Annotated in this window: 1 protein-coding gene; it reads right to left on the bottom strand. The window is 66.4% G+C overall.

Annotated features, from left to right (window positions below; all coding sequences use genetic code 11):
* Positions 1-1,029, bottom strand: a 1,029-nt coding sequence (mutL, locus tag EN964_RS35390; protein WP_127277506.1) for a DNA mismatch repair endonuclease MutL, incomplete at its 3' end; no start/stop codon positions are given.
* Between the last annotated feature and the right edge of the window lie 73 nt (positions 1,030-1,102).

Below are 1,102 nucleotides of genomic sequence, written 5' to 3'. Positions count from 1 at the left end.
CATCATGCCGGCGGCACCCGTGGTGGCGGCGCGGACGCCGGCATCGGCCAGTGCCTGTCGAATTGCACCGACGATCAATCCGCGCACAAGGCCGGGATCGCGGAAGCGCACATCGGCCTTGGCTGGATGGACATTGACGTCGACGATGGCCGGGTCGAGCGTCAGGAACAGCACCGTCACCGCATGGCGGTCACGCGGCAGGACGTCGGCATAGGCACCGCGTATGGCGCCGGCGATCAGCTTGTCGCGCACCGGGCGGCCGTTCACATACGCATATTGCTGCAGCGCGTTGGCGCGGGTGAAGGACGGGATCGACACGTGGCCGGTCAGATGCACGCCTTCGCGCATCGCATCGACGGCAATCGAATTGTCGGGAAAGTCGGTGCCCATCACCTGGGCGACACGGCGCAGGCTGCCTTCCGCGCTGTCATCCGCCGCCGGCAATTCCAGCGTCGAGCGGTCCGAGCCGGCCAGCGTGAAGCGCACGGCGGGGAAGGCGATGGCGATGCGCTTGACCACATCGCTGGTGGCCGAGCTTTCGGCGCGTTCGCCCTTCATGAACTTTAACCGGGCCGGCGTTGCGAAGAACAGGTCGCGCACCTCGATCGTGGTGCCGCGATTGGCCGCCGCCGGCCTGACAGGCAGAACGCGGCCACCCTCGATGCCGATCTCGGCGGCGCTGTCACTTGCTGCCGTGCGCGAGCGGATCGACAGTCGCGACACCGAGCCGATCGACGGCAGCGCTTCGCCGCGGAAGCCCAGCGAGCGGATGTCGTTGATATCCTCGGTGAGCTTGGAGGTGCAATGACGTGCGATCGCCAGCGCCAGCTCCCGTTCGGGAATGCCGGAGCCGTCATCGGTGACGCGGATCAGGTTCAGCCCGCCGCCGGCTGTGACGATCTCGACGCGCGAAGCGCCGGCATCGAGCGCATTCTCAACCAGTTCCTTGACGACGCTCGCCGGACGCTCGATGACTTCGCCGGCGGCGATCTGGTTGATCATCGTTTCGGAAAGCTGGCGGATGGGCATGGCAGCACTATAGGCGGATTCGAGACGGATGCGGAAGGATTCGGTGTTGCGGAACAGTGGATAGGCTGGCGAG

It is taken from the genome of Mesorhizobium sp. M7A.F.Ca.CA.001.10.2.1 (assembly GCF_003998575.1).
Classification (GTDB): domain Bacteria; phylum Pseudomonadota; class Alphaproteobacteria; order Rhizobiales; family Rhizobiaceae; genus Mesorhizobium.
Note: the sequence above shows the minus strand (reverse complement) of the source record. Positions and strands in the feature narration are given on the sequence as shown.